General features: G+C 62.0%; 22 protein-coding genes. 6 read left to right on the forward strand and 16 right to left on the reverse strand.

Annotated elements, in window-relative coordinates:
• Positions 1-9 precede the first annotated feature (9 nt).
• The 3 genes from ACB033_RS06220 to ACB033_RS06230 form a co-directional block, all read right to left on the reverse strand.
• Positions 10-1,536, reverse strand: a complete 1,527-nt coding sequence (locus tag ACB033_RS06220) for a methyl-accepting chemotaxis protein (protein WP_005303170.1) — start codon at positions 1,534-1,536, stop codon at positions 10-12.
• Between the two features lie 39 nt (positions 1,537-1,575).
• Positions 1,576-2,307 carry an ABC transporter substrate-binding protein gene (locus tag ACB033_RS06225; RefSeq protein ID WP_019839749.1) on the reverse strand — a complete coding sequence of 244 codons (732 nt, stop codon included), beginning with the start codon at positions 2,305-2,307 and terminating at the stop codon, positions 1,576-1,578.
• Positions 2,308-2,802: 495 nt separating this feature from the next.
• Complete coding sequence (locus tag ACB033_RS06230; RefSeq protein WP_162519980.1) at positions 2,803-4,041, reverse strand: uracil-xanthine permease family protein; 1,239 nt, start codon at positions 4,039-4,041, stop codon at positions 2,803-2,805.
• A 305-nt stretch (positions 4,042-4,346) separates the two neighbouring features.
• On the opposite strand from ACB033_RS06230, the gene ACB033_RS06235 reads away from it, so the two are divergent.
• Positions 4,347-5,552: a hypothetical protein gene (locus ACB033_RS06235; protein WP_371140402.1), complete on the forward strand. Its 1,206-nt coding sequence runs from the start codon at positions 4,347-4,349 to the stop codon at positions 5,550-5,552.
• A complete protein-coding gene (locus ACB033_RS06240; RefSeq protein WP_371140403.1) occupies positions 5,549-5,890 on the forward strand; it encodes an RT0821/Lpp0805 family surface protein in 342 nt (113 codons plus the stop codon). The genes ACB033_RS06235 and ACB033_RS06240 overlap by 4 nt, the downstream gene beginning before the upstream one ends.
• A 78-nt stretch (positions 5,891-5,968) precedes the next feature.
• Here the strand turns inward: ACB033_RS06240 and ACB033_RS06245 are convergent, their stop codons facing one another.
• The 11 genes from ACB033_RS06245 to ACB033_RS06295 form a co-directional block, all read right to left on the reverse strand.
• A complete protein-coding gene (locus tag ACB033_RS06245) occupies positions 5,969-7,684 on the reverse strand; it encodes an NAD-dependent malic enzyme (protein ID WP_010633297.1) in 1,716 nt (571 codons plus the stop codon).
• 259 nt (positions 7,685-7,943) lie between these two features.
• Complete coding sequence (locus tag ACB033_RS06250) at positions 7,944-8,915, reverse strand: formate dehydrogenase subunit gamma (RefSeq protein ID WP_017781969.1); 972 nt, start codon at positions 8,913-8,915, stop codon at positions 7,944-7,946.
• On the reverse strand, positions 8,912-9,571 hold the full coding sequence (gene fdh3B, locus ACB033_RS06255; protein ID WP_005303185.1) for a formate dehydrogenase FDH3 subunit beta: 660 nt from the start codon (positions 9,569-9,571) through the stop codon (positions 8,912-8,914). The genes ACB033_RS06250 and fdh3B overlap by 4 nt, the downstream gene beginning before the upstream one ends.
• Before the next feature lie 4 nt (positions 9,572-9,575).
• Positions 9,576-12,476 (reverse strand): formate dehydrogenase subunit alpha, encoded by a 2,901-nt coding sequence (locus tag ACB033_RS06260; protein ID WP_371140404.1) that lies wholly within the window; start codon positions 12,474-12,476, stop codon positions 9,576-9,578.
• A gap of 23 nt (positions 12,477-12,499) precedes the next feature.
• Complete coding sequence (locus ACB033_RS06265; RefSeq protein WP_005303194.1) at positions 12,500-12,703, reverse strand: transcriptional initiation protein Tat; 204 nt, start codon at positions 12,701-12,703, stop codon at positions 12,500-12,502.
• A 69-nt stretch (positions 12,704-12,772) separates the two neighbouring features.
• A complete protein-coding gene (locus tag ACB033_RS06270; protein WP_206866636.1) occupies positions 12,773-13,393 on the reverse strand; it encodes a molecular chaperone in 621 nt (206 codons plus the stop codon).
• Positions 13,394-13,403: 10 nt separating this feature from the next.
• Positions 13,404-15,158 carry a 4Fe-4S dicluster domain-containing protein gene (locus ACB033_RS06275; protein WP_371140405.1) on the reverse strand — a complete coding sequence of 585 codons (1,755 nt, stop codon included), beginning with the start codon at positions 15,156-15,158 and terminating at the stop codon, positions 13,404-13,406.
• Between the two features lie 104 nt (positions 15,159-15,262).
• Positions 15,263-15,865, reverse strand: a complete 603-nt coding sequence (locus tag ACB033_RS06280; RefSeq protein ID WP_371140406.1) for a DUF3306 domain-containing protein — start codon at positions 15,863-15,865, stop codon at positions 15,263-15,265.
• Entirely contained in the window at positions 15,858-16,448 is a 591-nt protein-coding gene (locus ACB033_RS06285) for a DUF3305 domain-containing protein (RefSeq protein ID WP_371140407.1), read from the reverse strand. Before ACB033_RS06285 ends, ACB033_RS06280 begins: the two co-directional genes overlap by 8 nt.
• Before the next feature lie 396 nt (positions 16,449-16,844).
• A complete protein-coding gene (locus ACB033_RS06290; RefSeq protein WP_371140408.1) occupies positions 16,845-17,405 on the reverse strand; it encodes a hypothetical protein in 561 nt (186 codons plus the stop codon).
• Between the two features lie 54 nt (positions 17,406-17,459).
• Complete coding sequence (locus tag ACB033_RS06295) at positions 17,460-18,020, reverse strand: DUF4145 domain-containing protein (protein ID WP_279700237.1); 561 nt, start codon at positions 18,018-18,020, stop codon at positions 17,460-17,462.
• A 261-nt stretch (positions 18,021-18,281) separates the two neighbouring features.
• Between ACB033_RS06295 and ACB033_RS06300 the strand changes: the two genes are divergently transcribed.
• Positions 18,282-19,139: a formate dehydrogenase accessory sulfurtransferase FdhD gene (locus ACB033_RS06300; protein ID WP_371140409.1), complete on the forward strand. Its 858-nt coding sequence runs from the start codon at positions 18,282-18,284 to the stop codon at positions 19,137-19,139.
• Positions 19,140-19,154: 15 nt separating this feature from the next.
• A complete protein-coding gene (locus tag ACB033_RS06305) occupies positions 19,155-20,021 on the forward strand; it encodes a substrate-binding domain-containing protein (RefSeq protein WP_371140425.1) in 867 nt (288 codons plus the stop codon).
• 140 nt (positions 20,022-20,161) lie between these two features.
• On the opposite strand, the gene ACB033_RS06310 is transcribed toward ACB033_RS06305, so the two are convergent.
• Positions 20,162-22,255, reverse strand: a complete 2,094-nt coding sequence (locus tag ACB033_RS06310) for a cache domain-containing protein (RefSeq protein WP_371140410.1) — start codon at positions 22,253-22,255, stop codon at positions 20,162-20,164.
• Positions 22,256-22,286: 31 nt separating this feature from the next.
• On the reverse strand, positions 22,287-23,642 hold the full coding sequence (locus ACB033_RS06315; RefSeq protein ID WP_371140411.1) for a sigma-54-dependent transcriptional regulator: 1,356 nt from the start codon (positions 23,640-23,642) through the stop codon (positions 22,287-22,289).
• 248 nt (positions 23,643-23,890) lie between these two features.
• Here ACB033_RS06315 and ACB033_RS06320 point away from each other — a divergent pair, with 248 nt between their 5' ends.
• Complete coding sequence (locus tag ACB033_RS06320) at positions 23,891-24,733, forward strand: substrate-binding domain-containing protein (RefSeq protein WP_126881357.1); 843 nt, start codon at positions 23,891-23,893, stop codon at positions 24,731-24,733.
• A 67-nt stretch (positions 24,734-24,800) separates the two neighbouring features.
• On the forward strand, positions 24,801-25,502 hold the full coding sequence (locus tag ACB033_RS06325; RefSeq protein WP_005303218.1) for an ABC transporter permease: 702 nt from the start codon (positions 24,801-24,803) through the stop codon (positions 25,500-25,502).
• Positions 25,503-25,589 lie beyond the last annotated feature (87 nt).

Here is a 25,589-nt window from a genome sequence, read left to right on the forward strand (position 1 = left end):
GCTAGGCTCTCACACCCTGAACTGTTTGAGCAGGCTGTCCAACTGAGCCGACAGCTGGCGCAAATCACTGCTGGCATCGGCTACCTGCCCCACCCGCGCCGCACTGTCGTTGTTGAGCCCGGCAATGCGATTGACGCTGTTGCTGACCTCTTCCGCCACCGAGTGCTGCTCTTCCGAGGCCTGGGCGATATACATGTTCATTTCACGGATAAGGCCGACCTGGGTCTTTATCTTCTCTACCGAGAGCTGCACGTCGGCGGCTTGCGCCCCCGCCTGGGAGGCCTTGTCCTGACTTTGCTGCATACCTGACACCAGATTGTGGGTCGCCTGCTGCAAGCGTGCGATACTGGCGCTGATCTCCTCGGTCGACTGGCGTGTACGGCCGGACAGCGTTCTCACCTCATCGGCCACCACGGCAAATCCGCGCCCCTGATCCCCGGCTCTGGCCGCCTCAATGGCGGCATTGAGGGCCAGCAGATTGGTCTGTTCGGCAATGCCGTTGATCACTTCGATGATGTTGCCGATGCTGCTGCTCTCGCTCGACAAGGAGCGGATCAGGTTGGCGACCCGCTCCACCTCGCCGACCAGCTGATGAATGGCTTCATTGGCCTGGCCGGCCAGCTTGTAACCCTGCTCCACATAGAGGCTGGCTTCATCGGTCGCACCGGATGTCTTGACCGCATTGCCCGCCACTTCCTGTACCGCATGGCTCATCTGGGTGATGGCGGTCGCGACCTGATCCAGCTCTGACTGCTGTTCGGCGCTGCCATGCCGGGTATCGGTCGCCAGCGAATCGCACAGCTCCGCCGTCTGCAAGACGCCTGCCGACAGGGTGTTTATCTCCGACACCGTCCCCTGCAGCTTGGCAATGAATTGATTGATGTTGCCAGCCAGCGCCCCCATCTCGTCATGCCGGCGGATCTTGAGGCGCTGGGTCAGATCCCCATCTCCCTGGGCCAGATCGAAGACTGCGGAGTTCATCTGCCGCAAGGGGCGCAGCACATTGCGATGGATCAAGACCATCAGCAACAGGATGATGCCGACGTCCAGCACCACTATCTGCCAGACGGTGGTGATGAGCAGATGGCGCAACTGGATCAAAATGGCCCGATCACTGCTGACCACCAGCAGATTGGCCACCGTCTTGAGCTGGCCGTTGTCGTCGTAGACCAGCTCATGGCTGGCATGGCTGCCCAGATCGGCAGGCAGCTTTGCCACCACCTGAATTTCACCGGCATCATCACGGACAAACCCCGCAACCAGCTTGTCCTTGTTGACCACCAGCAGGCTGCTAAGCGCATCCGTGGCCAGCTCGGATTTGAGGGATGCCTCGACAAAAGCCGATTCGTAATTCCACAGCGGACCAGGCAAGGAGAGCTGCAACCGGCTGATGGCCTGCTCGACCATCTCGGCCTGTCTGCGGTAGCTCTCCTCCCTGGCGGCGTTGTAGTTATATCCACCAAACAACACCAGCAGCAGACTCACCGACAGGGAGGTCAGCACGGCAATCCTGAACGTCAGACTATTCCAACCCATGGTTCCCTCCCGATATCGGCAACGACATCTTGTTACAACTTAATGGTACTTGGCATTGATCTTGTCGATGGTGCCATCCGCCTTCATGGCGGCCAGGATCTCGTTGAGCTTGTTGATGAGCTCATCCGGGGCTTCCTTGTTGAAAGCCAGGCTCATCTGGGTTTCCTTGAACACAAACACCGGCTTGGGACTTGACGTCTTCTCCTGGGCGGCCAGATAGGGGGCCAGGTACTCCCCGGTCGCCCAGAGATCGATGCGACCAGCCTCCAGTTTCTTCACGTTGGCGGTATCGTTGGCCGCCAGCTGCAGCTTGCCAAACCCTTGCGCCTTGAGATATTCGGCAGCGGCATCACCGTTGTAGCCCCCAACCGAATACTGCTTCGCATCTTCCAAGGAGTTGACCGTGATGGTGGAAGACGGATTGGCAAAGAAAACCCAGTTGTTGTTGACCAGCGGCCCGACCCACTTGAAGAGGTTTTCCCGCTCCGGCGTGCGCGTGGTGGAGTACAGGGCGGTATTGGGCGTGCTGAGGGTATCTTCGTAGGCACGCTTCCAGGGCATCATGCTCAGCTTGTATTCGAGCCCGGCCCGCTTGAACAGCTCCTCCACCACCTCCGTGGAGAGGCCGACTATCTTGCCCCCCTCCCCCTGCATGTTGAACGGCGGATAATCCTCGGTCATCACGTTCAAGGGTGCCGCCTGTACGGCTCCCAGCGCCAGCACCGAAGAGGCCGAGAACAGGGCGCTTTTCCACAACAGTTGATATTTCATTGCAACCTCACTTTGCTCACAGCTCGTCCCTCAATGTCCGCACCAGTCGATGTGCGGACCCTTACGACCCTTATCGGATCGTGCCGGCTTGCACGGTTTGCCGCGCCTTCGTCATGTCGGCGGCAAGCAGATGGGGTGGTTTAACAGGGTGCAACGGCCAGAACAGCATCATAAGAAGAAAGGAAGATGCATCCCATGATGGGGGGCGTAAACGCCTCTTTTTTCATACTGATCCGCACAGCACAGTGTCAAACCTGACCTTTAGCAAAGGTCAGGAACAGGGATCCGTCAAATGGTGCCCTGGCCAGACAGGCTTCAATCAACCCCTCTTTTGAGGCTGGCGGATACTCTCGGACGACAACGCCTGCTGGTGAGCAAGCTATTGACTTTATACATATTAACGCCTCCACCGACCCAGCGATGTGCCAGATGGCGGAAAAGAGAGAGGCCACCCTGAGGTGGCCTCTGCAAGACAGGGATACGCCGTCCGTTCACTCAATCCTTGGCGCTCTCCATGGCACCCTCTTCGGAGTGCTGGGGCAGGATGAGGTTGAGCAGGATGGCGGCCACCGAGGCCAGACCCACGCCCGCCAGGGCGAAGTCACCGATCTTCATCTCCAGCGCGCCGACACCCACGGTCAGGGTCACCGCCACGATGGCGATGTTGCGCGACAGCCCCAGATCCACCTTGGACTCCACCAGGGTCTTGAGACCGATGGCGGCAATGGATCCGAACAGCAGCAGCATGATGCCGCCCATCACCGGCATCGGGATGGAGGTGAGCAGGGCGTTGAACTTGCCGAAGAAGGCCAGAATGATGGCGAACACCGCAGCCCAGGTCATGGTGACCGGGTTGAAGTTGCGAGTGATCATCACGGCACCGGTCACTTCGGCATAGGTGGTGACGGGAGGGCCACCGATGAAGCCGGCGAAGCAGACGCCGATGCCGTCACCGGCCAGGGTACGGTGCAGACCCGGGTTCTTGGTGTAATCCTTGCCAGTCACGCCACCGATGGCCAGCACGCCGCCGATGTGCTCGATGCAGGGGGCAATGGCCACCGGCAGCATGAACAGCGCCGCAGCCCAGTTGATCTCCGGGGTCACGAAGTGGGGCAGCGCCAGCCAGGGGGCGTTGACCATGCCGTCGAAGCTCACCTGACCCATCAGCACGGCAGAGACATAGCCCGCAATCACGCCACACAGGATGGGGATGAGCTTGATCCAGCCCTTGCAGAATACCGCCGCAATCAGGGTGACCGCCAGCGAGATGCCGGCCAGGGTCAGCGCCGTCGAGGCAGGCATCACCTGCTCACCGCCGGCACGGCCCATGGCCATGTTGCAGGCCACCTGGGCCACCGACAGGCCGATCACCATGATCACCGGGCCGATCACCACAGGCGGTAGCAGTTTGTGCACAAAGCCCATGCCGCGGGCGCGAATGAGCGTGGCCAGGATGAAGTACATGAAACCGGCGGCAAACAGACCGAACATGGTGGAGGGCAGGCCCCAGGTCTGAGTGGCGTAAATGATGGGGGCGATGAAGGCAAAGCTGGAACCGAGGAAAATCGGGACCTGGCGGCGGGTGCAGAGCTGGAACAACAGGGTGCCTACACCGGCGCCAAGCAGGGCCATGGAGGGGTTCAGTCCGGTGAGCAGGGGCACCAGCACCATGGCACCGAAGGCGACAAACAGGATTTGCAGCCCGGCGACGCTTTGCTTGACTAAGGAAAACATGGATGTCCTTAATTTTTTGATAACTGACAGGGATATTTGACACTTTTCAGTTATCACAAGACTTTTTCAAGGCACTGAATGAGCCATTCGGCGTCATTTGTTGCCTCTTACTGCTTGGGGAGGGCAGGAAACTGGCTTTTTAGGCGGGATTCGTTGCTACAAGCATCGAGGAAGCGATTTTACGCACTTTTATGGCCGGCGCCAATCGTTTTTCCATGCTGTTTTGTTTGTCAATGGCTCCCCTGCCCCTCCATCAGCCCGCCCTATACTTGATGACATGAACCCAGCCGGACAAGGAGTCCCCCATGTCACTGCCCGCTTTCAAGCCCAGCCAGCGCCGACTGCTGGTGGGTTCGGCCATCGCCCTGGCCCTGTTTGCCACCCCGCTGAGCTATGACTTCAGCCACCATCAGTGGCAGGTGAATCAGGCCTATGCCAAGTCCTGTTTCGTGACCGGCACCCCCATCCTGATGGCCGACGGAGAGGAACGTCCCATCGAGACCCTGCAGGCCGGTGAACGGGTGCGGGATCAATATGGCTGCAGCAACCTCATCCTCGCGGTCGAGCGGGTGCTGCTGGGAGCGCGCCGGCTCTACGGGATAAACCGGCTGGCTCCCTTCTTCACCGCCGAGCACCCCTTCCTGACCACCCGCGGCTGGGCGGCCATCGCGCCGGCCATGACCCGCACCGAAAACCCGACCCTCGCCGTGCTGCCGCTCTTTACCGGCATGCATCTGCTGGGTTGGTCAGAACACGTCTGCGCTGGCAACCTGGCGCTGGCCCCTCACCCCACCCCGCTGCTGGTGGAGTCCCTCTGCTGGATTGACGCCCCACCCACCACTGCACTGTTCAACCTAATCCTGGATGGCAGCCACAGCTATGTCGCCAATGGGCTGATCGTTCACAACAAGGATGGCGACGGCAATGGCGGAGGGGGTGGTAGCAGTGGTGGTGGTGGAAGCAGTGGTGGAAGCAGCAGCGGTGGAGGTGGCAGTGACAGCGACGGCGGCAGCAACAGTGGCGGTGGTGGCAGTGACAGCGACGGCGGCAGCAACAGTGGCGGCGGCAGTGACAGCGATGGTGGCAGCCATGGCAGTGACGACAACGGCGGTGGGGAGCACGCCGGCGGCGAGCAACATGCCGGAGGGGATCGCCATGCCGGTGGTGAACAGCATGGCGGCGGGGAGCGTCACGCCGGCGGCGATCGTCACGGTGGTGGACGTGGCCTCGGCAATGGCCTCGATGACAACGGAGTGGACGCCGTCGATGCCAACGGCAACGAGATCCGGGGCGATGGCACGGTCGACGACAACGGCATGGATGCCGTCGATGCCAATGGCAACGAGATCCGGGGCGACGGCACGGTCGACGACAACGGCATGGATGCCGTCGATGCTGACGGCAACAAGCTGCGGGGGGATGGCACGGTCGACGATCGCGGCCAGACCCTGACCGATGCACAGGAGCAGGCCCTGATCCAGCAAGGGTTCAACAGCAAGGAGCAACCATGAGCCGTTATCTGCTGATCTGCCTGGCGCTGTGGCTGTCCGCCTGTGCCACCCAGCCAGTCGCCCCGCTCTACCACCAGATGGACAAGCAGGACGTGGCGCTCGCCAACCAGGCGCTGGCAGAGGCGCTGCAAACCCGTCCCAAGGGTCAGAGTCTCACCTGGTTCAACCCCGCCAGCCGCCACTCGGGCAGCGTCACGCCGCTGCGCACCTTTCGCCATCCCAACGGTCTCTGGTGTCGCGACTATCGCGAGCAGCTCTATATAGGCCAGGCCAGCCAGCAGTGGCAGGACACCGCCTGCCGCAGCAAGGCGGGGCACTGGCTGCCGCTGCGCGGCTGACAAGATAGCTGACCGCTCAGGTGACAAAACAAGAGGGGTGGCCATGGCCACCCCTCTTCTATTGCAAGCTTGCGTCCGTCATACCCGGCGGTAGGGCAGATAGACCGGCTCCCACATGTGGTTGAGAATGTGCTGCTGCAGATCCTGACCGATCAGCGGGTGGGAAGGATCCCGCCGCACTATGTCCTTGAGCACCGCCGTCGCTACGTGCACCGAGATGCTGCGCAGCTCGCGAATGCGCGGATAGACGGCCCCCTTCGCCAGGTCCACCTCGCTCACGCACTCCGCCAGCGCAAAGGCGGCTGTGGTAAAGATGTCCGGGGTGATCTCGCGGATCTGGCTGACGATGGCCGCCAGGCCCACTCCCGGGAAGATGAAGACGTTGTTGCCCTGGCCGACCCGAAACTCCTGCCCCTCGTAATGCACATCCTTGAACGGGCTGCCGGTGGCGACGATGGCCTTGCCCTGGCTCCAGCGATAGATATCCTCCGGTAGCGCCTCGCAGTTGGCGGTCGGGTTGGAGAGCGGGAACACCATGGGACGCGCGCAGTGGTTGAGCATCAGCTGGATATGTTGCTCCTTGAAGGCGCCACCGGCACCGCTGGTACCCAGCAGTACCGTGATGGGCACGTGGCGCAGCACGTCGGTCAGGTTGGCCTTGCCGGGCACTTCGGTGTCCCAGCCCGACAGCAACAGGCCCGGCTTGGCATAACGGCGCTTGTATTCGTCGAGCCCCTCACGGTTGTCACACACCAGCCCCTGGGTATCCAGAATGTAGATGCGATCGCGGGCCGCCTGGGGATCCAGCCCTTCGCGGATCATGCCCGCACAGATCTGATCCGCCACCCCGACCCCGCCGGCACCGGCGCCATAGACCAGGTAGTTCTGCTGGCCCAGGGTCTCGCCCTTGACCTTGACCGCCCCTATGATGCCCGCCAGCACCACGGCCCCGGTCCCCTGAATGTCGTCGTTGAACGACGGCAGGGACTGCTGATAACGGGAGAGGTTGTTGAAGGCGTTGGACTTGCTGAAGTCCTCCCACTGCAGCACCGCATTGGGGAAGTGGCGCTTGACCCCGGCCACGAACTTGTCGATGAAGTCGTCGTACTCCTTGCCGCGAATGCGCTTGTGGGGCTGGCCCAGATACATGGGGTCATCCAGCAGCGCCTGGTTGTCGGTGCCCACGTCCAGCGCGATGGGCAGGCAGCAGGCGGGGTGGATGCCGGCACCCAGGGTATAGAGGGAGAGCTTGCCGATGGGGATGCCCATGCCGCCCACCCCCTGGTCACCGATCCCCAGGATCCCCTGGCTGTCGGTCACGACTATGATGCGCACCGACTTGGCATCGAGATGACGGGCCAGGGAGCCCATGTCCTCGACATTCTTCGGGGTGATGTAGAGGCCGCGCGGCTTCTGGAAGCGGTGGCTGAACTCCTGACACGCCTTGCCCACGGTCGGGGTATAGATGTAGGGGGTCATCTCCTCCACGTGGCGTGCCAGCAGGGCGTAGAACAGAGTCTCGTTGCGATCCTGCAGGGCCCGCAGGTTCTGGTACTTCTCGATGTCGCTGCAGGCGCTCAAAAAGCCCTGATAAACCCGCTCAAGCTGGGCTTCAAACGTTTGAACCTGGGGAGGCAACAGGCCGTCGAGCTCAAAGTCGGCGCGCTCCTGTTCGGTGAAGGCGGTACCCTTGTTGAGGTTGCGATCGTTGAGCAGATCGGTGCCCGTCAGTGCAACGGGGCGAAAATCTTGTCCCTGTGCATCTTTCCACAGCAGATATTGTCCGGTAGCCATAGTCATTCTCTTTGATTTACGTGAAATTGCCGTTCGGCAGGAGAGCAAGACTCATAATGAAATCAATCATATGACGTTTGGTCGTTTCATTTTGTGAGCTTGGGCATACCCTGCGGCCAAAAACCGTGGCAGGACGGGATACGGCCTCATTCAGACCATGGTCGTCGGCCATGCTGCCACTGCAGCGGCGCTGAGCAGCAGGCATAACAAAGGGGCGCCGCAGCGCCCCCTCTCTTTCATTTTGATATCTCGGTCAATCTCAGCCGGACTTGCCCGTTTTAGGCTCGTCAAGCTGGTGCTTCACCTCTTCATACCAGAGGTCGTGGTGCTCCCTGGCCCAGGTCTCGTCCACCTCGCCGGTCACCATCCCCTCCAGCGCCCCTTCCAGCTGGAACAAGCCCATGTAGATATGGAAGATAAAACCGCAGATGAGGATCAGGGCGCCTACGATGTGGATGAAACTGGCCCACTCCATCTGGCGGCGCAGCTGGCCGAAGATGGGGAAGTCCAGAAACAGCCCGGTCGCCACCACGATGCCGCCAAACCAGATCAGCAGCCAGAAAATGGCCTTCTCGCCGCCGTTGGAGAAGCCCGCCGAGGGGTGACTCCCCTTGTGGGGTCCCAGCATGCCGCCCGCCTTCATGAACCACTGCACATCCACCATGTTGACGATGTTGTGGCGAAACCACTTGATGAGCACCCCCATCAGGCAGAGGAAGAAGAGCGGCCCCACATAGTTGTGGAACACCTTGGCGAACCAGATCCAGTTCTCCCACACCCCCATGCTCACCACCGGCTTGATGAAGTGCTTGCCGTAGATGATGGCCAGTCCCGACCCGGAGAGGGTCAGGAACATGGCCGCCGTGGTCCAGTGCAGCGCCCGATCGAGCCTGCTCCAGCGCTTGAGCTTGCGCCCGGTGCGCGGTTTGGAGAGCTTGGTCGGCCCCACCACCCAGTACATCAGGCCGCACATGGCCAAAGAGCCGAAGATGGCGATGGCACCCAGCGGCGACACCCATTTGGTTTTCACCTCGAACCAGAGCTGGCCCGGCACCGAGATGAGCACCCCGTGCTCCGGCGAGCGGGAGGTGGTCACCCCCTCCTGCCCATCCTTCACCGCGCGCCAGTAGTCGGCGCCGGCAAAGCCGATCGTCTCCTTCTGGGCATCGGCAAAGCCAGGTGCACTGAACAGCAGCAAGGCTGTCAGCAGCCCTGTCAGCCAGTGTCTCATTGGCCACCCTCCTGCTTGCCAGGCTTGAGCCCCTTGCCTCTGCCATCGCGGGGTTGGCTGGCGTCGTGGAACAGATCCTGCTCATCCCCGCCCCAGCCCGCGTGAGGCGCACCGCGATAGGCGACCCGCTCCCGGAAGATGTCGGAGATGACCTGCGCATCCCCCGCCAGCAGCGCCTTGGTGGAGCAGAGCTCGGCGCACATGGGCAGCTTGCCCTCGGCGATGCGGTTGGCACCGTACTTCTGGCGCTCCGCCTCGCTGTGATCCTCTTCCGGGCCACCGGCGCAGAAGGTGCACTTGTCCATCTTGCCCCGATCGCCGAAGGCGGCAGTCTTCGGGAACTGGGGCGCCCCGAACGGGCAGGCAAACAGGCAGTAGCCACAACCGATGCAGAGATCCTTGTTGTGCAGCACGATGCCGTCGTCGGTGTGGTAGAAGCAGTCTGCCGGACAGACCGCCATGCAGGGAGCGTCGGTGCAGTGCATGCAGGCGACCGAGATGGAGGTCTCCCCCGGCAGGCCGTCGTTGAGGGTCACCACCCGGCGGCGCTGGATGCCCCACTCCAGAGCATCGTCGTTCTCGTTCTTGCACGCCGTCACACAGCCGTTGCACTCGATGCAGCGCTTGGTGTCACACATGAATTTCATTCTGGCCATGGGATCAGGCTCCTACTTTGCGAAAACGGCACAGGGTGACCTTGGTCTCCTGCATCTGGGTGACCGGGTCATAACCATAGGTGGTGACTATGTTGACCGACTCCCCCAGCACATAGGGGTCTGACCCTTCCGGATATTTGGATCGCAGATCCTGGCCCTCGAAGTGGCCGCCGAAGTGGAACGGCATAAAGGCGAGCCCGGGTTTGACCCGCGGGGTCACCAGCGCCTTCACTTTCACTCTCCCTCCTTCCGGCCCCTCGACCCACACGTCCTGACCGTCGCGCACGCCGACATCGTTGGCATCCGCCGGGTTCATCTCGACGAACATCTCCTGCTGCAGCTCGGCCAGCCAGGGGTTGGAACGGGTCTCATCGCCCCCTCCCTCGTACTCCACCAGACGGCCGGAAGTGAGGATGATGGGGAACTCCTTGCTGACGTCCTTCTCCTGCACCGAGGCGTACTGGGTCGGCAGGCGCCACAGGCTCTTGGCATCGGGCCAGGTAGCGTAGTCAGCCAGCAGATCCCGGCGCGGGGTGTAGAGCGGCTCGCGGTGCTTGGGCACCTGATCCGGGAAGGTCCACACCACGCAGCGCGCCTTGGCGTTGCCGTAGGGGACGAAGCCATGCTTGATGGCCACCCGCTGGATACCGCCGGAGAGGTCGGTCTTCCAGTTGCGCCCCTCGGCTTCTTTCTTCTCGGCCTCGGTCAGTTCATCCCACCAGCCAAGCTGTTTCAGCAGGTCGGCGGTGATCTCGGGATAGCCATCTTCCACTTCACTTCCCTTCGGCCAGGAGTCTTCGGCGAGCAGGGACACGCCCTGATACTCGATGCCGAAGCGGGCGCGGAAACCGCCGCCCCCTTGCGAGACCGGAATGCTGGTGTCGTAGAGAATGTGGCTGCCGGGGTGCTTCATCTCCGGGGTGCCCCAGCAGGGCCAGGGCAGACCATACACTTCGCCGCTGACCGGGCCACCCTCGGCCTTGAGGTTGGTCTTGTGGAAGGTGTGCCAGTTCTGCTGGTGCGCCTTGAGCCGCTCCGGGCTCTGGCCTGTATAACCCACGCTCCACATGCCGCGGTTGTATTCGCGGGTGATGTCTTCTAGGAGCGGTTCGTTGTTCTCCACCTTGATGTGCTTGAACAGCTCATCGGCAAAGCCGAGCTTCTTGCTCAAGAGATACATGATCTCGTGGTCCACCTTGGATTCGAACAACGGCTCGACCACCTTGTCGCGCCACTGCATGGAGCGGTTGGTGGCGGTCACGGAACCATAGGTCTCGAACTGGGTGGTGGCCGGCAGCAGGTAGACGCCGTCGGTACGATCGTTCATCACCGAGGCAACGGTGGGATACGGGTCGACAATCACCATCATGTCGAGCTTTTGCATCGCCTTCTTCATCTCCGGGCCGCGGGTCTGGGAGTTGACCGCATGGCCCCAGTAGAACATGGCGCGGATGTTGGCACCCTGCTCGATGAGATCGGCGTTCTCCAGCACACCATCCACCCAGCGGGAGACCGGGATGCCGTTGTTGTTCATCGGCAGCTTGCCGTTGTAGGCCTTGTTGTCAAAGCGGGCCTTGATCCACTCGTAATCAACATCCCACACCCGGGCCCAGTGCTTCCAGGAGCCCTCTTCCAGCCCGTAGTAACCAGGCAATGAGTCGGAGGTGACGCCAAAGTCGGTGGCACCCTGCACGTTGTCGTGACCACGGAAGATGTTGGTGCCCGCCCCGCTCTTGCCCACGTTGCCGAGGGCCAGTTCGAGGATGCAGTAGGCGCGGGTGTTGTTGTTGCCGGTGGTGTGCTGGGTACCGCCCATGCACCAGACCACGCAGCCGGGGCGATTGTCAGAAAGCAGCTTGGCGGCGCCATACACCTCTTTTTCATTGAGGCCGGTCACCCGCTCTACTTCGGCCGGAGTCCAGCGCGCCACCTCTTTTTGCACCTCGTCCATGCCAAAGACGCGGGTGCGGATGAACTCCTTGTCTTCCCAGCCGTTCTTGAAGATGTGCCAGAGCATGCCCCAGATAAAGGCGACGTCGGTGCCCGGGCGCAGGGAGAGGTACATGTCCGCCTTGGCAGCGGTGCGGGTGCGGCGCGGGTCGACCACCAGGATCTTGCAGCCGTTGCGCTCTTTGGCCAGCAGGATGTGCTGCATGGCGACCGGGTGGGCCTCCGCCGGGTTGGAGCCGATGAACATGATCGACTTGCTGTTGTGCATGTCGTTCAGGCTGTTGGTCATGGCGCCGTAGCCCCAGGTGTTGGCGACCCCGGCGACCGTGGTGGAGTGGCAGATCCGCGCCTGGTGATCCACGTTGTTGGTGCCCCACAGGGACGCCATCTTGCGAAACAGGTAGGCCTGCTCGTTGGAGTGCTTGGCGGAGCCGAGCCAGTAGACGCTGTCGGGGCCGGACTCCTTGCGAAGACGCAGCACTTCATTGCCCACCTCTTCGATGGCCTGATCCCAGCTGATGCGCTGCCACTTGCCGCCCACCAGCTTCATCGGGTACTTGAGGCGACGCTCGCCGTGGCCGTGCTCGCGCAGGGCCGCCCCCTTGGCACAGTGACCGCCAAGGTTGAAGGGGTGATCGAAAGCCGGCTCCTGACCGGTCCAGACGCCGTTCTGCACCTCGGCATAGACGCCGCAACCCACCGAGCAGTGGGAGCAGATGGTGCGCTTCACCTCGACCGGCACCTCGGCCGCCACGGCCTTGGCCTCGGCCCGCTGCATCATGGCCGGCGCCAGCCAGCCGGTCGCCACGGCGCCGCCAGCCACCAGACCGGAATTGACCATAAAGGCGCGACGGGTCAGCCCCTGACCGCGAGCGGCCCCATTATTTTGTAAACCGCCTTGCAAGCTGCCCTGCTCGCCCGCCTGGGGCTGCTCGGCACGTTTCGTCAGTTTCATGAGTTCTCCTTCACTGATCCGGCTCAGTCGGTGCCGCGCAGGGTGCGATAAAAGTCGTGAACATGGGGGGTCTCCCGATAGCCCTTGTCAGGCTCGGTGTCGTGAGTCAGCACCTCCTTGCCCACCACCCGGCCGGTGGCACCGGCCAGCACACCTATGGTGGCAACCACCCCCACCCCCTTGATCAGATTGCGGCGGGACGGGTCTTTCAGCTGTTCATCGCTCATCTTTCTGTGACCTCTGTTGTTATGGTCGGCTGCGGTGAGCCGGTTTTGCTATGAGTGGGCGGCGCAGCGTCATGGCAGCGTCACCACCGGGCTGCCAAAGGGCAGGCGCAGTTCCTGTTCCAGTTTGAAAAAGTCTTCGGCAAGGGCCCCGACCGCCCGGTAGAAGCTGCCCCCTTTCGCCTGTTGCTGATCACGGCAGCAGGCGAGTACCCAGGGGGCAAGGTGGCGTTCATAGAAGCGGTTGCGATCCGGGTGCTGCTCGGCAATCAATACCGCCATCACCTCGCAGAGGGCGGCCAGGTGATCTTCCGGCTCGCACACCCCGCTCTGGCGCTCGAAGCCCAGCGACTGCAGGTCGGCGCGCAGTACCGCTAGCGGCAGCTCCATCAAAGAGCCGGTGAGATACCAGGAAGCAAACGGCACTATCTCCCCGCGCCCCAGCCCGATAAAGAGATCCTGATACTCCTCGGCAAGCTCGTGCTCGTGATGGCTGCTGGCCGCCAGCTGCACCAGTCCCAACCCTCTGGCAAAGGGGCCGGGCATGGCTTGCAACCCTTGCAGCCAGGCGAGCTGTTCGCCACGGGGGGCGGCGCGCCAGAGACTCGCCAGCAGGGCGTAGAGATCGGCGCTGCTCTGTTCCAGTTCGGTCATGGTCAGTTCGCCAGCCTTTTCATTATGTGGTTCGCTCATCACTGACCCCTCACACCTTGAGCTGGGAGACGGGATCCGCCGCCAGCGCCGCAAACACATCCTTGACCCGGCAGTCCTCGCACATCAGCAGCCGCGCAGCGGCCTCGTTCTGAAAGTGGGAGTGACCGGCCAGTTTCTGCTGGATGCGGCGGATAAGGGAGGCCGGCGCGAACGGCTTGCCACAGCGAATGCAGCAGGCCGCCTCTTCGGCTTTGAGGCTCTGCACGGCGCGGCGCGCCTCGGGCACGGGTTGCAGACGGGGCGTCAGTACGATGGCCTGCTCGGGGCACGCCTTTTCGCACATGCCGCACTGGATGCAGTCCTGCTCGATAAAGTTGAGGCCGGGCGTGTGCCCCACCGCATGCAAAGCGCGGCTTGGGCAGACCGCCACGCAGCCCATGCAGAGGGTGCAGTCAGCTTCTTTCAATTCAACGCTGCCGTAAGGGGCGCCGTGGGGCACCGCCAGCGGTTCGCGGCTCCCTTCGTTGGCCTGCCAGAGGGCATCGAAGGCGGCAAACAGGTTCTCCCGTTTCTCCCCCTTGAGCGGTTTATCCAGCAGGGCAACCGCTGGATGGCCGGAGATCGGCTTATCTTGTTCGGCATCCGGGTTAAACAGGGCGATGCGATCGGCCGCAAGACCGGCGCCGGCCAAGAGCACGGCAGCGCTCGCCAGCTCCCGCTCGACCAGCGCGCGAACGCTCTCGGGAGTATCGTCACCCAGTGTGATGCGCACCGCGCTGGCGCCATAGGCAAGGGCGGCGAACCAGCTCTCGATGCCTAAGCTCGCGCTCTCCTCCACCCAGACCGGCAGCCAGTTGGCGGGCAGGCGGGTGAGTTCGGCTTCCACCCATTCGCGCTCGTTTTCACCGGCGATCAGCAGCTGAGGTGCGTCGCCCCCCGCCTCCCGGTAGTGCTTGAGCAATCGGAAGAGGTAGTCGCCGCTGGTGTTGGCATCGGGCTGGTGATAGGCAATCGCCCCGGTCGGACAGGCCGAAGCGCAGCTGCCGAAGCCCTGACAGAGATGGGGATCGATCTGGATGCGACCATTGATGGGCTGGAGCGCGTCGGTCGGGCAGACATCGAGGCAGCGGCTGCAACCGGGCACGCCGCGGGCGGTAAAGGCGCAGGCCTCGGGGTCGAGGCGAAAATAGCGCGGCTTGTCGAAGATGCCGGTCAGTGCGCAGAGTTCTGCGAGTTGCCCGGCGAGTCGTGCGGCTTGGTCAGCGTCATCAAAGAGATGCAGATAGCCCACCGGCGGGCGCTCCAGCGCAAACAGCGGGACGCGGCCCAGATCGGCCACCAGATCGAAACGCGGTTCGCGTAGCTGTTCACTGACAGCAGCCGCTTGTTGTGGAAAACAGAGCGCCGCCAGGTTAACCCGCTCACCCTGCCCATTGAGGCCGGTGAGCTGAAACTGACCGAGATACCCGCTCAGGCTCGGCTCGCGCAGGGTCAGGGCATCCAGGGTGGCGGTAGCCTCGAAGATGGCCTCGAGATCCGCCGCCTCGGCGTCATGCGCCGACTCGGTCACTAGCAGGGTCGGCATCACGCCTTGGGGCAGCAGACTGGCGGCGCGGCGAATGCTGTCTTCCGGGCCGGCCAGCAACAAGCGCCCCTGACTCAGGTAGGAGACGGTGGCCGGGATCAGGTTGTCGGTCTTGACCGTATGCTGCAGGGCATGGGCGCGGGCACGTTCGTTGCGCGCGGCCACGCCATCGGCGGTCAGAGTTGCGACGGATGTTGTTATGGGTTGTTCGATGCTCACATGCACTCCTGTGCGCGCCACCTCGTGGGATGGCGTGCTTGTTGGTCAGCTGGGAGAGCAAGAGCCGAGCCAACTCCCCCAGGAAAAAAGTGACTGGCAGGGAGTCAGGATCCCAAATGCTCCATTCCCACACCCTTGGTTGGGACATTTTGTCCATCATGGTCAACCAAAATGTCCCGATCGTCGGTATGGGTTTGAGAATGGTTATCAGCCAATCCTTGCGGCTCGCTGGTTATGGCCGTGGCGGCCACAATCGCCGGTTCGGGTGCGGCAGCGGTTGAGTGAGGCGCTTCGTCATCCGGCGCCGTCGCCTGCTCCACCAGCCAGTTGCGCAGCCCGGCGCTCAGGGCTGCTGGCAGCAATTCGGGCTTGCTAAAATCCTGGGTGTAGTCGTCGAGTCCATCCGGCTTATGGCTGCGAAACATGGCCCGCAGCGCCTCCTTGTCGGGGAGTTTGGCCTTGCCCGGCAGAGCCGTTTTCAGCGGCGGTTCGCCACTCTCGGCCCCCTCAACGGCAAGGGGGTCACAGCTCCCCTTGTCAGTGCTGACTACGGGGCTATCCAGCGCAGTATCTGAGATTTCAACTTCGCCACTGCCTTCGATGGGGGCGGCAACTGCCTCGGGGATAACCTCTTCCCTCGGCTGCAATGCCTGATGCTTGCGCGCCTCGCTCTTGCGAGACGACCAGCGCTTGAGGAACTCACTCATGGGCGCGATTTCCGCTGTCACTGCCACGCTCACGGCCACGCTCGCGGCCATCGGGGCCGGTGGCTTTGACGGCGCCGCAGCTGGCTTGATCTAACGTATCTCTTGATGTCGCTACAGCCGTATCGAGGCCCAGCTGATCCTGCGCCCGCCCCTTGCCCTTCTTGCCCTTGCGACGGGCCTCCAGCAGCTCGCCGTGGCGGCCGATAAAGGCCTCCACCCAGGCTTGCAGTGCCTCGGGTAGCGGGCAGGAGAGCACCTGCCGCTCGCCATCCATATAGGCGGCGGCCACGGTCTGGCTCAGGGTGAGGCCATCGGCCACAAAGCCATTGTCCACGCGGCTTCCGGTGACAAACAGGCGGGGCGAGCCGGAGCTCAGATTGAAGCGATAATCCCCCCGCTCATCGCGAAACAGGGTAAGGGGCAAGGCACCGGCAGCCTTGGGCTCGGCGGGATGGAGCGCCGCAATCTCGAAACGGCGGCTCTGCCAGCGGCCAACCTGGCTGTCGATGGCCTTTAACTCCAGTTGCAGCCAGCGCTGCGGGGAGAGGGGTTTGGTTGTCTCTTGCACTGTCACGGCTCCCATCAGAAGGTCTCTGCCGGGCCGCTCTCCCCCGTGTACCACCCCGTTCGGGGCGGATCACGGCAGGAGATTCAGGGCGGCCACGGCCATCAATGGGATAAGACTTAGCAAGAGTGGGGCCAAGGCCGGTTTGGTGGTTGATGGTGGCTTTGATGCGGGTTAGGCATCATGCGGGAGGTAGGTTGGTGCAGAGCGCAGCGGAGCCCAACATGTAAAGAAAAACCAATGCTCCCACATCCCAATGCAACTTGATGTTGGCAATAATCGAGTGGTCAGATAATTGCCTATATCAACAAGATCACGCGGTAAACGTTGGGCTTCATTTCGTTCAGCACCAACCTAGGATTTAGTCTGCATCCAAGATTTCATACAAGGTAAATAATTACATTTAAATACATATTACAAATTTTTTTGTTCTGATAATGCTTGTGAAAAAAATTTAGACAATGAAGCAGGGTCAAGTATCTCATCAATACATACTCCTACATGCTTAGCAAAATCCTCTATTACAGCAACCGGTTCCATTGAAGGAGCATTAGGCTTGGCCAATTCAATTCTTAATGACCAAAAAGAACTTGATTTATAAAATTCATCTATTGATTCAGAATCAAGTTCAATGAATATATTATGCGCAAGCTTATTCCTTATTTTGTTAGGCTTTCTAATTCCGGGAATCAATTCATTTAAAACTATAACATCACCTCTTGCTATCAAATCTACTTTTCTAGCAAATGATGCTCGTTCAACACTCTCATTTTTAAATTCATTTCTCTTACTCAAAACATATCGAGTCATGAAGTGTTCAACAAAAAGATGTGCACGAAGAACCCGCCCAATTAAATCAGTATTTTGATTCCATGCCTCATTTATTTCATTCAGTTTTTTATCTAACCGTTCATTCAGTATATCTTTACCTCCTGCCAGTTCTATAACACGTAAAATCAGTTTGTCGTTATGCATAATTCCCCTTTTATAACCTCAATAAACATTGAGGTATATGAATTAGTCTACAAATCACTTGGATGCTAAGTTTTCTATAGCATGTGCACTTTTAATCGCCAAATCCAAATAACGCTCTGCTTCACTTTGTGAAATTGCAAAATCAGGCAAATGGCTAGCTTTATTCCTTAATTGCCTAAGTTCATTTATCAACTCAATACTATCCTTACCAAATTTACCCGTACTAATTAGGTTGTCTTGAATTAATTTTGCACTTGTTCTTTTGAATGAGCTCCCCATGACCAAGTTACTTTTAACTGCTGCGGTTTCGATTAACGTCCATGCTTCAACAATTGCAGCTCGAGGTGAAATCTCTGCAATCTTGTATAATAAATCCCGCTGATTAATATCCTCAGGTGTATCACCCCTCAAATCAACATCGTTAATATCATTAATTTGGAAGGCCTTTTCCTCTGCCTTTTCCAAGTTTTTGGAAAAGCTGATTTCTGTTTCTCCATGCTTTAAAACAGTTAACCTTCCCAACAACATCCGAACTTCACTTCGAAATAAATAACCAAGCCAAATAATAGATGCAGGCCATGCCAATGCTTTAATAATTTCTACTAAATATCCCATCCTATCCCTCTCATAAACTTAATACTCTGTACTTAATAGTAAATTGGCAACCCATTGCTATGGTTATAAAATAAATAGCTTTTGTCCAGATAAGTTTATTCAAGATGCTGCACATATTTAATAATTCACATTTCAATCATGATGTAATGAGCTTCATTTTGATCATTTGTCATCTATGGATGCTCATAAACCAAAAACAATCTGGAACAAAACTTGCTGTGTCCCTCCCCTTAGATCCCGGCAACCGGTCGCGAGGGGCCCATGACACCGACCTTTATCAAAAGCAATGCCGCAGCCCAGCTCACCATGGCCGTCGAGGTGATGGATGAGCAGGGCACGCTGCAAACCCGCCAAATCGCCTGTGAGCGGCCACTGACGGTCTACCTCAACTGGAAGGAGATAGTAACCCTGATGACGCTGGGGGCCCGCCCCGAGGCGCTGGTGCTGGGTTATCTGAAAAATCAGGGCTTTATCGAGGATATTGCGGCCATCGAGTCGGTCATCGTCGACTGGGAGAGCGAGGCCGCCGCCGTGGTGAGCAGCCAGCAGGCCGAAGACCTCGACCAAGCCCTGGAGAAGAAGACGGTCACCTCCGGCTGCGGTCAGGGCACCATGTATGGCAGCGTGATGAAGAAGCTCGAAGGGGTGGTCTTGGCGGCGCCCGAGCTTAAACAGAGCACCCTCTACGCCCTGCTCAAGGCGCTGTCGGCCCATAACGAAACCTACAAGATGGCCGGTGCGGTACATGGCTGCGCCATCTGTCGCGGCAGCGAAATCCTCTCTTTTGTCGAGGATGTGGGGCGCCACAATGCGGTGGATACCCTGGCGGGCGAGCTCTGGATGCGCGGCGAGAGTGGCCACGACAAGATCTTCTACACCACCGGGCGGCTCACCTCGGAGATGGTGATCAAGGTGGCGCAGATGGGCATTCCGGTGCTGCTGTCGCGCTCCGGTGTCACCCAGATGGGGCTGGATCTCGCCCGCCAGCTCGGCATCACCATGATTGCCCGTGCCAAGGGGCGCCACTTCGAGGTCTTCAGCGGCCACGACCATATGGTGCTGGACGAGAAGCCGCCGGTGCTGGCGCCCGGTTCGGCCGGTCGCGGGATGCGAGATTAAACCATGAACGAGTTTATGAATGTGAAGCAGGTGGCCGAGTACCTCGATCTCAACGAGAAGAAGGTCTACCAGCTCGCCAACGAGGCGCGCATCCCCGCCACCAAGGCGACCGGCAAGTGGCTGTTTCCCCGCTCCCTGCTCGATCGCTGGCTGCTCGGCAGTTGCCACGAGGGGGTGATGAACGACCGGCTGCTGCTGGCGGGCTCGGACGACGTGCTGCTCCACTACGCCAGCAGCCGTTTGGCCCGGCAGCTCGGCACCCAGGCACTGGTGGGCTACACCCCGTGCGGCACCCGTCAGGGGCTGGCGATGCTGGCACGCGGCCATGTGGATCTCTGCGCCATCCACTGGGGGCAGGCCGAGGAGGCGCACCTGCGCCACCCGGCGCTGGTGCAGCAGTATCAGGGCCACCGGCAATGGGTGATCGTTCATGGATTTAGGCGGGTGCAGGGGCTGGTGCTGCGCCAGGGGCTGCAACCCAAGGAGGCGAAAGAGGCGCTCGACTGGCGCTGGGCCATGCGTCAGGAGGGGGCTGGCAGCCAGCGCGCCCTGCAGGAGTGGCTGCAAACCCAGGGCGAGTCGCTGACCCGGCTGGAGCGCACTATCGAGGTCAACAGCGAGCGAGAGCTGGCCGCCGCCATCAGCCGCGGCGATGCCGATGTCGGGCCCGGCGCCCAGAGCACCGCCACCGAGTTTGGCCTCGACTTCATGCCGCTCTCCCAGGAGTGCTTCGATCTGGTGATGCCGCAGGGGGTCTTCTTTCGCACCCTGCTGCAGCAGCTGATCGGCTGGCTACAATCCCCCGAGGGGCGCGAGCTGGCGGCCCGCCTCGGCGGCTATGACCTGACCCAGAGCGGCAAGCTGGTGTGGAGTCCGCAGTAAGTATCCCCTCACATACCTGTAAAAAAGCCCGCCACTATTGGCGGGCTTTTTTGTGCCTCACTCTGAATTGCGACAGTCACATCCCTCCCCCTTGAGGACAATGCGCGCCCTTCAAGTTCGGCGGGCTTTTTATGATGTCGTCATGACTGGGGCTCGACGCTTGCCTCACGCCCCTCGGCGTTGAGGGCGATGCGCCACCCTTCCAGCCGGGCGAGCTCGCCGCCGCTGGCCAGCCGGGCGTGGCTGCGCAAGCGGATGGTAAAGCAGCTGCCCTGCCCCGGGGTGGAGTCTACCAACAGCTCCCCGCCCCAGCGGCTGATGATGCGGTGGCTCAGGGCCAGCCCCAGCCCGGTGCCGGTGGCGCGAGTGGTGAAGAAGGGGTCGAAGATCTTGTCGATGATGGCCGCCTCGATGCCGCTGCCGTTGTCGATGACCCGCACCTCGGCCCCCTGCAGGGCCCCGGCGTCATCCAGCCAGTCGCGGCTCTCGACCCGGATCTCCCCCTGCTCCCCCAACGCATGGCTGGCGTTGACCAGAAGGTTGATCAGCACCTGCAGCAGTTGCTGGCGATCCGCCTCGATGGGCTGCAGGGCCTTAAGATCGGCCACCAGGTTCACCTGCTGCTGGCGCAGGGCGGAGCGCACCAGGGTCAGGCTCTCCTCGATGATGGGGGTGAGGTGCTGCCACACTGGCGCCGTCTCGTAGTCGCCGGGACGGGAATATTGCAACAGGCTGCGGGTGATGGCGCGAATGCGCTCGATCTGGGCCAGCACCAGCGCCAGCTCTTCGCTCACCGGCTCTGCCGCCTCCCCCAGCTCCAGCTTCATCAACTCCACGTTGCCGAGGATCACCGCGAGCGGGTTGTTGATCTCGTGGGCCACCCCGGCGCAGAGCTCGCCGAGGGCCGCCAGCTTCTCGCTGATGAGCAGCTGCTGGCGGGCCTGGGTCAGCATGTGGATGTGGTGCTCGAGCTCGGCGGTCTTCTGCTCGAGGCTCTGGGTACGCTCGGCCACCTTCTGCTCCAGTTCGTCGGCGCTGCGGGCCAGCTGCTGGCGGTGCGCCGCCTGCCTGTCCAGCATGGCGTCGAACTGGCGGCCGAGCTGGGCCAGCTCGTGATCGGGGTCGAGGTAGAGCTCGCCGATGCGGGCCGGCCGACCCGCCTGCACCTGGCGCACCACCTTGTGCATCCGCTCGATGGGGGTGAACAAGTCCCGCGCGCCGCGATAGACCAGCAGGCCCGAGAGCAGCAACAGCAGCACCACGCCGGAGCCCAGCTCCAGCAGATTGGTGAGGTAGGTGCGAACGATGGGCCACTCGAGAAAGCCGACGTAGAGCATGCCGATGCGCTCGCCATTGGCGCCCAGCAGCGGCTCGTAACCCGACACATACCAGGCGTCGTGCACGAAGGCGCGGTCAATCCAGGGCTCGCCGCGGCCCAGCACCTGTTCGCGCACCGGCGCCGAGGCCCGGGTGCCCACCGCCCGCCCCAGCTGCTGGCTGCTGCTGGCAGGCACGTTGGTGCTCACCCGCAGATCGCCGAGAAACAGGGTGACGCTACCGATGCTGCCGGCCGGCAGGGTGTTCTTGGCGAACACCTGCCCCTTGAGCTCGTCCACCAGCCGGGTGCTGCCGTTGATAAGCTCACCCCCCTCCAGCACGCCCCAAAGGCTGCCATCCCGCCCCATCACCGGGGTCAGGGAGAGGCTGATCAGACCGCGGGTCTCCTGCCCAGCGCCCGGCTCCAGCTCTTTGTCCAGCACGGCGCGGCTGGCCAGCGCCGGCGAGAGGGCCAGCAGTTGCTCCCGCGACCAGACCACGAAGTGGCTGACGCTGCGCCCGGCGGCGAGGGCCGCGCGATCCTGCTCTGGCAGCTGATCCAGCTCGCTGCCGCTGCGCAGGCGCAAAAAGTCGAGACCGTAGTTGGCGGCCAGCGGCATCACCCACTGGCGCAAGCGGGCGGGGGATTCGCGCAGTTGCAGCTGGAAGGCCCAGGCATCGCGCAGGTGCTCGAGGTGCTCGGCCTGACGCTGCTGCTGCACGCTCACCGCGTGGTGGGCGACGCCAAGGTCGCTGCGCACCGTGGTGAGCAGGTTCTGCCAGCTGTAGGTGAGGGTCCAGTAGAGGGTGAGCCCGATCATGCCGGCCAGGGTCAGCATGATGGGCACCGAGGTGAGCAGCAGCAACCGCCAGCGCACCTTGGTTCTGAGCAGCCACGGGAGCTGCGCCAGCCTCACGGCTCACTCCGGTGGCAAGGGGCGAGCCGGCTCATTCGATGGCCCACTCCTTGAACTTGCGCTCCAGGGTCTTGCGCGCCACTCCGAGTACCCGGGAGGCGGCCGACTTGTTGCCATCATGGCTCGCCACCACCTGCAGGATGTGAGCCTTCTCCACCTCGGCCAGCGCCCACTCCAGCGGATAGCCCTCCTCGCTCCGCGCCGACTCGGCCGGCTTGGCGCTCTGCCAGTATTCGGCGGGCGGCTTGCCCAGCAGCAGGCAGCGCTCGATGAGGTTGCGCAGCTCGCGCACGTTGCCGGGCCAGGGGTAGGCCTGCATGGCCACCACGTCCTCGTGGGTCCAGTGCAAGGCACCCATGCCCATCTCGGCAGTGAGCTGGCGGGTGAAGTGGTGCACCAGGGCGGGGATGTCGTCGATGCGCTCGCGCAGGGGCGCCACCGGCAGCGCCACCACGTTGAGGCGATAGAAGAGGTCTTCACGAAACCGGCCCGCCTCCACCTCCGCCTTCAGGTTGCGGTTGGTGGCGGCGACGATACGCACGTCCACCGAAAGCTCGCGCTCGGCCCCGACCGGGCGGATGGCTTTCTGCTCCAGCGCCCGCAGCAGGGAGGCCTGCATGGCGAGCGGCATCTCGCCGATCTCGTCCAGAAACAGCGTCCCCTGGTGGGCGACCCGGAACAGGCCGTCGCGCCCCTTGCGGGCGCCGGTAAAGGCCCCCTGCACGTGGCCGAACAGCTCGCTTTCCAGCAGCTCGGGGGCGATGGAGGCGCAGTTGAGCGGCACGAAAGCTCCCATCCGGCCGGAGAGCTGGTGCAGGGCACGGGCCACCAGCTCCTTGCCGGTGCCGGACTCCCCCTCCACCAGCACGGCGGCATTGGAGGGGGCGACCCGGGCGATCAGCGTCTTGAGCTCGCGGGTCCTGGCGCTGTCGCCGATCAGGGTGGGCGGGAACAGCTTGCTCACCTCCCGGCGCAGCAGCAGGTTTTCCCGCTCCATCTGGCGGCGCTCGATGACCCGGTCCACCGCCTGCACCATCTGATCCAGGTTGAAGGGTTTGAGAATGAAGTCGCTGGCGCCGAGCCGCAGCGCCTTGAGGGCAGTCTCCATGTCGCCAAAACCGGTCATGAAGATGATGTCGCTGCGCCGGGTAGCGGGGTCGATGGCCTCGTGCCACTCGATGCCGGAGCGCCCCGGCAGGCGGATGTCGGCGATGATGAGATCAAAATGCAGGCGACAGCGCAGGGCTTCGGCCTCCTCCACGCTGGCGGCCGTCTCTATCTGGGCGAAGCGGCGAGCCAGCGCCTTGGCGAGAAAGCTGCGCATGCCGGGTTCGTCGTCGACGATGAGCAAGGAGAGGGCGGACCAGCGGCTGGCGGGTGCAGTCATGAAAAAAGTACCTCAGATTCGACAAGGTTCCGGGATTGTCCCACCGACCTTATAAACTGTGGGACATTTTGTCGCTAACCGGCCCCAAGTGCCAACTCCGTTTATTAAAAGCGACGGTGCCATCACGCAATTCGTGCGCTTAACCGACTGTTTTCACATTAAAAACCGGGCCGAACAGAGCATGTGGTCAGCTTGGCACCCTGCTTGCTTAGTCCTGCCCTCTCTCCATCACCGGGTACCCTGACATCATGATCACAGCCACAGTGCGCAAACGCCTCGCCCTTGCCCTCTCCTCCGCCCTGCTGCTGAGCCTGCCGCTCTGGAGCGCCGCCAGCCATGCCGAGACCAGGGCCCCCATCCGCCTCGCCACCACCACCAGCACTGAACAGTCCGGCCTGCTGGGCTGGCTGCTGCCCCAGTTCACCAAGGAGACCGGCTATCCGGTGCAGGTGATGGCGGCCGGTACCGGCCAGAGCCTGAAGATGGGCGAGAACGGCGACGCGGATCTGGTGATGACCCACGCCCCCTCTGCCGAGAAGGCCTTCGTCGAGGCGGGCTTTGGCATCGAGCCGGAGCACCTGATGTACAACGACTTCGTCATCGTCGGCCCGGCGAAAGACCCGGCGGGTCTTGGCAAGCTGCACGACGCCGCCAAGGCGCTGGAGGCCATCAAGGACAAGGGACAGACCTTTATCTCCCGCGGGGACGAGTCCGGCACCCACATCAAGGAGAAGACCCTGTGGCAGGCGGCCGACGTCAAGCCCGAGTTCGCCGGCTACAAGTCCATCGGCCAGGGCATGGGGCCGACCCTGACCATGGCCTCGGAGCTGGGAGCCTACACCCTGACCGACCGCGGCACCTGGCTCGCCTACCAGAGCAAGCTGGATCTCGCCGTGCTGCTGGAGGGGGACAAGCGGTTGTTCAACCCCTATCAGGTGATCCTGGTCAACCCCAAGCGCTATCCGGATCTCAACACCGAAGGGGCGCGCACCCTGAAGAACTGGCTGGTCTCCAAACACGGTCAGCAGCTTATCGGTGACTTCAAGGTGGCCGGCCAGCCGCTGTTCGTGGCCGACGCCAAGCCGCAGTGATGCCACGGCCGACCCTGCTCGACCAGCCCCTGGCGCCCCTCGCCACCTTGAGTGACGGAGGCGCCCGGTGCCGACCCTGATCGAGACCACACTGGCGGCCCTTTCGCTGCTGTTCAGTGGCGACGCCGAGCTGTGGCAGGTGGTGGGGGTCTCCTTCTCGGTATCGGGCCTGGCGCTCGGGCTGGTGCTGCTGCCGGCCCTGCTGCTCGGCTTCGCGCTGGCCTATCTGCCTATTCCGGCGCGCTGGCTCTGGCTCTCCTGCATCAATACCCTGCAGTCGGTACCCACCGTGGTGATTGGCCTCTTGCTCTACATGCTGCTGTCGCGGGCCGGCCCCTTCGGCGACTGGAAGATGCTGTTCACCCAGCAGGCCATGGTGGTGGGGCAGATGCTGATCGCTTTTCCGGTGATCGCCACCATGGCCCACGCGGCGTTCGTGCAGAGCGATCGGCGCGCCTGGGAGACCGCCCGCACCCTGGGACTCTCCTGGCCGAGGGCGCTGCTCGGGCTGATGCGCGAGTGCCGCTTCGGCCTGCTGGCGGCGGTGATCGGCGCCTTCAGTCGCATCGTCACCGAGGTGGGCTGCTCCATGATGGTGGGGGGCAACATTTTGCACTTCACCCGCAACATCCCCACCGCCATCGCGCTGGAGACCCAGAAAGGGGCCTTCACCCAAGGGGTGGCGCTCGGTATCGTCTTGCTGAGTCTGGCCCTGCTGCTCAACCTGTTGCTGACCGCGTGCCGTGGTCACAGCTACCTGAAGAACTGACCATGGCGCAGCGCACTGTCATCCCTAGCCAAATGTTGCTGACCCCCTCTCTATCGTGGTCACAGCTACTTGAAGAACTGACCATGC

Origin of the sequence: Aeromonas sp. S15(2024), assembly GCF_041402265.1 — a bacterium.
Taxonomy (GTDB): Bacteria; Pseudomonadota; Gammaproteobacteria; order Enterobacterales; family Aeromonadaceae; genus Aeromonas; species Aeromonas dhakensis.